The following is a 5,431-nucleotide window of genomic DNA, read 5'->3' on the forward strand; positions in this document are numbered from 1 at the left end:
CCGAGGCCGTGGCCGTGCCGAAGAAAAAGTCCGAGGGCAGCCTGTTGCCGCTGCTGCTCGATTTCGGTCCGTTGCTGATCTTCTTCGCGGTGTTCAAGCTGACCCAGAGCGACGGCGCGGCGCTCGCCAGCACGCGCGCGGCGATCAACGGCACGCTGGCGTTCATGCTCGCGATCCTCGTCGCGGTGGCGGTGTCCAAATGGCGGCTGGGCCGCGTCTCGCCGATGCTGTGGCTGAGCGCCGTGCTGGTCGTCGGCTTCGGCGCGCTGACGGTCTATTTCAACGACGAACGCTTCATCCAGATCAAGCCGACGATCATCTATTCGGGCTTTGCCGCGCTGCTGCTCGGTGGCTGGATGATGGGCAAGCCGCTGCTGCGCTATCTGCTGCAGGCGGCGTACGATGGGCTGGACGAGACCGGCTGGCTCAAGCTCTCGCGCAACTGGGGGTTGTTCTTCGTGGTGATGGCGCTGATCAACGAGGGCCTGCGCCAGTTCCTGACATTCGAGACCTGGCTGACGGTCAAGGTCTGGGGCGTCACCGCCCTGTCCTTCCTCTTCGCGATGAGCCAGATCCCGATGCTGATGAAGCATGGCCTGGCGATCGAGGGGGCGAAGGGGGAATAACCTCGCCCTTGCTGGTCCCCTGCGAAGGCAGGGGTCCATCTCCTGCCCGTTCAGTGTGCACAAACTGGAGAGCTTTGGTGATGGGCCCCTGCCTTCGCAGGGGACCATGAAGCGCCAGCCCGATTTCTGGCGAACTCCGGCATTCTGGGCGATTGCAGATTACCCCGCCCCTGGACTCCGGCTTTCGCCGGAGAACAGGTCAGCGAGGTCAGCTAAAGCTCAACCCTCCTGGTCAGCCCTTTCGGTGCCCTTGCCGTCGAGGTTCTGCGCGACGAATTCCCAGTTGATCGCCTTGTCGAGCACGGTCGACAGGTAATCCGGGCGCGCGTTGCGATAGTCGATATAATAGGCGTGTTCCCACACATCGAGCGTCAGCAGCGGCTTCATGCCGGCGTGCGCCACGGGGGAATCCGCGTCGTGCAGCGCGGTGATTTCCAGCTTGTCGCCGTTGAGCACTAGCCAGGCCCAGCCGCTGCCGAAATGGCCGACGGCCTCGGCCTTCAGCTTGTCCTTGAAATCGGCAACCGAGCCGAAATCGGCCTTGATGCGCTCTTCGAGCGAGCCGGGGATCGACTGGCCTTCGGGGCTGAGGCAGTGCCAGAAGAAGGTGTGGTTCCAGATCTGCGCGGCGTTGTTGAACAGCCCCTTGTTGCCCTTTTCCTTCGCGGCGACGATCACCTTGGAGAGGCTCGCGCCTTCCAGGTCCGTGCCCTTCACCATGTCGTTCGCCTTGCCGACATAGGCATTGTGATGCTTGCCGTGGTGATAGTCGAAGGTCTCCGCCGACATCACGTCGCCAAAGGCGGTCTTGTCAAAGGGGAGCGGGGGAAGGACGAAAGCCATGGGTCATCTCCTGTTTCTGGATGGGCGTTAACAACTTGCCGCAACGCATATGGGCAATTGCGCCCTGCGGTAAAGGGCCAAGTGGCCGGGTTGCGCAATTGAGCGCCGTCAGCCGATCCGCCAGGGCGGATAGCGCCGGTTTTCGCCGCCGAAATAGAGGCAAAGCACATTGCCCGCCGGGTCGCTCAGCCGCGCCTCGCGCCAGCCCCAGCTCTCGTCGCTGGGGGCTTGGGCAATCGCAAAGCCGTCTGAAGCGAGCGCCGCGACGCGCGCGTCGAGATCGGCGCATTCGAGATAGACCATCGCCCCGCCTGCCGGCTCGCCGACATGGATCGAGAGCGTCGCGCCGTTGTCCGCCTGAAACCTTGCATAGCCATTGTCGGGGCTGTCGACGATCTGGGTGAGGCCGAGCGCGCGGTAGAAGGTCACCGAGGCAGCATAATCGGTCGCGCCCAGCGTCACCTGGTTGAGATGCCAGCCGCGGGCGAGCGCATCGTTGCGCACGGCCTGGTGCCCCATCGGTCCGTTGGCCTCGACGAGCCCGGGCGCATCGCGCAGCGCCAGCCGCACGAAGACGCGCGCGCGCTCGATCGCGGCTTCCATCGGAACACCCTGCCCCAGCAGCGTCGCAATCGCGCTGGAGAGCGTGCAGCCGGTGCCATGGCTGTGCGGGCTGTCGATCCGCGGATCGCTCCAGCGCGCGACCTCGCCTTCGCGGGTGACCAGCCGGTCGGTGACGCTATCACCCCCCGCATGGCCGCCCTTGATTAGCAGCGCAGGCGCCAGTTCCAGCACCGCCGCCTCGCCGCCCAACGCCTCGAGCTCGGGCAGGTTGGGCGTGACCAAAGTGGCGCAGGCCATGAGACGCTTGAACGCCGCGATGGTGGCGCGATCGGCGAGCACCGCCCCGCTCGAGGCGATCATCACGGGATCGAAGATGACGGGAATGCCGGGGTGCGCGACAAGCCAATCGGCGAGCGCTTCCGCAATCGCGGGCGAGCCCAGCATGCCGATCTTGATCGCATCAAGCCCGAAATCGCGCGCCACCGCGTCGATCTGGGCGATGACCATGTCGGCCTCGAGCACCTGCACCGCATGGACCCCGCGCGAATTCTGCGCGGTGATCGCGGTGATCGCGGTCATCGCATGGCCGCCCAGCATGGTGATGGTCTTGATATCGGCCTGGATGCCCGCGCCCCCGCCGGAATCGGAGCCTGCGATGGTCAGGATGCGGGCGGGCTTTGGGATGGACATTGATGTTCCTTCAAAACCTTCACCCGTTTGTCCCGAGCGAAGTCGAGGGACGTGATCGAAAAGGGAGGTGCTAGGTCCCTCGACTTCAGCCACGGGCCGAAGTTTATCCTGAGCGCAGCCGACAGGCGGCGGCGAAGGGCTCGGGACAAACGGAGAGAGTGCAAAGGGCAAGCTCACCCATGCTGGGTGAATTTCCGCACGGTCGATCCCGGAAATTTCTCGAGCAGCTTCTTGGGCCGCACCGGCCGGTCGACCAGTTCGCCACCGCAATTGGGGCAGCGATCGTCCAGCTCCTCGGCGCATTCGGCGCAGAAGGTGCATTCGAAAGAGCAGATGAACGCGCCGGGGGCCTCGGGCGGCGTGTCCGCGCCGCAGCGTTCGCAATCGGGCCGCATTTCCAGCATCAGAGCGCCACCTCTTCCACGACCGCGCAGATGCGGTCGACGACCGCCTCGACCTGCGCGGCATCGTCGCCTTCGGCCATCACGCGGATGACGGGCTCGGTGCCGGAGGGCCGGATGACCAACCGGCCACGCCCACGCAACTCTTCATCGGCCTCGGCGATAACCTTCTGCACCTTCGGGTTTTCCAGCGGCTTGCCGCCCGAGAAGCGGACATTCTTGAGCAGCTGCGGCACCGGATCGAACAGGTGGAGCAACTCGCTCGCCGGCTTGCCCTCGCGCACCAGCTCGGCGAGCACCTGCAGTGCGGCGACCGTGCCGTCGCCGGTGGTGGCATGGTCGGTCAGGATCATGTGCCCCGATTGTTCGCCGCCGACATTGTAGCCACCCGCGCGCATCGCACCGAGCACATAACGGTCGCCCACCTTGGTGCGGACGAGCTCGAGCCCCTGGCCCTTGAGATAGCGTTCGAGCCCCAGGTTGGACATCACCGTCGCCACCACGCCGCCGCCGCGCAGCCGTCCCTGACGCGCCCAGCTGCCGCCGATCAGCGCCATGATCTGGTCGCCATCGACGACGGTGCCTTTCTCGTCGACCACAATCAACCGGTCGGCATCGCCATCGAGCGCGATGCCGATATCCGCGCCCGAGGCAACGACCCGCTCCTGCATCGCCTCGACATGGGTCGAGCCGACCCGGTCGTTGATGTTGAGCCCGTTGGGATTGACGCCGATCGCGATCACCTCCGCGCCCAGTTCCCAGAAGGCGGAGGGCGCGACCTGATAGGCGGCGCCATGCGCACAATCGACGACGATCTTGAGGCCGTCCAGGCGCACCTGATCGGGCAGCGAGGCCTTGACCGCGTGGATATAGCGGCCGCGCGCATCCTCGATGCGGCGGGCGCGGCCGATCGCTTCGGAGGCGGCGAGCTGCGGATTGCCCGCTTCGAGCATCGCCTCGATCTGCATCTCGTCCTCGTCGGAAAGCTTGAAGCCATCGGGGCCGAACAGCTTGATGCCATTGTCCTGGAACGGGTTGTGGCTGGCCGAGATCATCACGCCGAGGTCCGCGCGCATCGATCGGGTGAGCAATGCGACCGCAGGCGTCGGCATCGGGCCCACCAGCACCACGTCCATGCCGACGCTGGTAAAGCCCGCGACCAGCGCGTTCTCCATCATGTAGCCCGACAGCCGGGTGTCCTTGCCGATCACGACCCGGTGCTTGTGGCTGCCGCGCAGGAAATGCGCGCCTGCCGCCTGGCCCACCGCCATTGCCATCGCCGCGGTCATGAAACCCTGATTGGTGCGTCCCCTGATACCGTCGGTGCCGAAAAACTTGCGTGTCACGCGTAAACCCCTGATTGGCCTTTTTCGCGGCTTAGCGGATTGGGCCGGGACTTGCCAACTCTGTCGCCAGCGGTCATGTCAAATCCCGTCATGCTGAACGCGTTTCAGCATCCATCGTGCCCCAGCAGCCCAAGCCGCGAGAGGCGAAATGGACCCTGAAACAAGTTCAGGGTGACGGATCGCGCAATCCATGGTCATAAGAAATCAGGATCGCGAACCAAACAGAATCATGAACATACAAGGGCCGTGACTGAATGCTGAAAACCCTTCTGGTCCTGGTCGCTCTCGCCATCGGCATCGCTCTGGGCATGGCGGTCGGCGGCAATGCGCCGGGGCTGGTCAATGGCGCCGATGTCGTCGGATCGCTCTGGCTGCGCGGGCTGCAGATGACCGTCGTTCCGCTGGTCGTCACGCTACTGGTCACCGGCATCCTGCGCACCGCGCAGATGGCAAGCGCCGGGCGGCTGACCGTGCGCGCGATCGCGACGATGATCGCGCTGCTCTGGGCATCGGCGGCGATGGCGGCCTTGGTCACCCCGGCCCTGCTCGCCGCGTTTCCGTTGCCCGAGGCCGCGCGCGCGGCGTTGCGCGGTGCGCTCGCCACCGCCCAGCCGACCGGCGAGGTGCCGCCGTTCACCGAATTCCTGCGCGCGCTGGTGCCGACCAATCCGGTCGCCGCTGCGGCCAATGACGCGATCCTGCCGCTCATCATCTTCACCCTCGCCTTCGCCTTTGCGCTGACCCGGCTCTCGCCCGATCAGCGCGCGCCGGTCCAGGGCCTGTTCGCCGCGATCGCCGACGCGATGATCATCCTGATCGGCTGGGTGCTCGCGCTCGCGCCGATCGGCGTGTTTGCGCTCGGGCTGGTGGTCGGATCGCGCGCGGGCGTCGCCGCCTTCGGCGCGCTCGGCCATTATGTCCTCGTCGTCACCAGCGTCGGCGGCGTGGTGTGGCTATCGGG

Annotated in this window: 6 protein-coding genes; 2 read left to right on the plus strand and 4 right to left on the minus strand. The window is 65.8% G+C overall.

Translation table 11 applies throughout. The features are described 5' to 3' along the window. Positions 1-8 precede the first annotated feature (8 nt). Entirely contained in the window at positions 9-626 is a 618-nt protein-coding gene (locus DM995_RS07600; RefSeq protein WP_116970363.1) for an inner membrane-spanning protein YciB, read from the plus strand. Between the two features lie 219 nt (positions 627-845). On the opposite strand, the gene DM995_RS07605 is transcribed toward DM995_RS07600, so the two are convergent. From DM995_RS07605 to glmM, 4 genes are all read right to left on the minus strand, one after another. Further along, the gene (locus DM995_RS07605; protein WP_116969038.1) at positions 846-1,469 is read right to left on the minus strand and encodes a superoxide dismutase; all 624 of its coding nucleotides are present in this window, start codon (positions 1,467-1,469) and stop codon (positions 846-848) included. A gap of 108 nt (positions 1,470-1,577) precedes the next feature. Then, a complete protein-coding gene (thiD, locus tag DM995_RS07610) occupies positions 1,578-2,723 on the minus strand; it encodes a bifunctional hydroxymethylpyrimidine kinase/phosphomethylpyrimidine kinase (protein ID WP_116969039.1) in 1,146 nt (381 codons plus the stop codon). 173 nt (positions 2,724-2,896) lie between these two features. After that, positions 2,897-3,127 (minus strand): DUF1272 domain-containing protein, encoded by a 231-nt coding sequence (locus DM995_RS07615; protein WP_023836450.1) that lies wholly within the window; start codon positions 3,125-3,127, stop codon positions 2,897-2,899. Continuing rightward, positions 3,127-4,470: a phosphoglucosamine mutase gene (gene glmM / locus DM995_RS07620; RefSeq protein WP_116969040.1), complete on the minus strand. Its 1,344-nt coding sequence runs from the start codon at positions 4,468-4,470 to the stop codon at positions 3,127-3,129. The genes DM995_RS07615 and glmM overlap by 1 nt, the downstream gene beginning before the upstream one ends. Positions 4,471-4,724: 254 nt before the next feature. Between glmM and DM995_RS07625 the strand changes: the two genes are divergently transcribed. Then, positions 4,725-5,431: dicarboxylate/amino acid:cation symporter (locus DM995_RS07625; RefSeq protein WP_157973278.1), on the plus strand; the 707-nt coding region annotated here is incomplete at its 3' end.

Origin of the sequence: Blastomonas sp. UPD001 (genome assembly GCF_003426715.1) — a bacterium.
In the GTDB taxonomy this organism is placed as follows: domain Bacteria; phylum Pseudomonadota; class Alphaproteobacteria; order Sphingomonadales; family Sphingomonadaceae; genus Blastomonas.